The sequence below is a fragment of the Mycobacterium sp. P7213 genome (genome assembly GCF_900604305.1).
Taxonomy (GTDB): Bacteria; Actinomycetota; Actinomycetes; order Mycobacteriales; family Mycobacteriaceae; genus Mycobacterium.
The window spans coordinates 1-648 of the sequence record NZ_UWOA01000121.1 but is presented as its reverse complement, the minus strand read 5'-3'; the positions used below and the strand labels follow the sequence as shown (position 1 = coordinate 648).

Annotated in this window: 1 pseudogene; it reads left to right on the top strand. The window is 79.8% G+C overall.

Annotated features, from left to right (window positions below):
• Positions 1–648: pseudogene (locus EJK91_RS23230) on the top strand (PE family protein); the annotation flags it as partial.

Sequence of the window (648 nt, the reverse complement as noted above, 5' to 3'; positions counted from 1 at the left end):
GGCAACGGGGGCGCCGGCGGCGCCTCGCTCGGCGACGGCCACGGCGGCGCGGGCGGCACCGGCGGCAACGCCGGCACCGGTGGCACCGGCGGCAACGGAGCGGCCGGGACCAACGCCACCACCGCGGGTGCCGCCGGCGGCAACGGCGGCAACGGCATGCAGGGCGGCAAGGGCGGAATCGGCGGCAACGGCGGCGATGGCGGCGCCTCGGCGCACGGAATCGCGGGCCAGCAGGGCGCGGGCGGCAACGGCGCCAACGGCGGCACGGGCGGCAACCCCGGCGACGGCGGTAAGGGCGCTAATGGCAACGCCAGCACCCCGAACGGGGGCCGCGGCGGCAACGGCGGCCAAGTCGGAGCCGGGGGCCTCGGCGGAGCGGGCGGTACCGGCTCCGTCCAGGGCGTCTCCGGCACCAACGGGTCGGCATCGACGGCGCACGCCGGCAACGGCGGCGCCGGCGGCAACGGCTTCAACGCCGTCACCCCGGGCGCCAACGGCGGCAACGGCGGGGCCGGCGGGACCGGCAGCCTGCACGGCGACGGCGGCGCGGGCGGCAACGGCGGCAACGGCGCGAACGGCGCCAACGGCAACCCCGTCGTCAACAACGGCAATGCCGGCAACGGCGGCAGCGGCGGCAAGGGCGGGGCC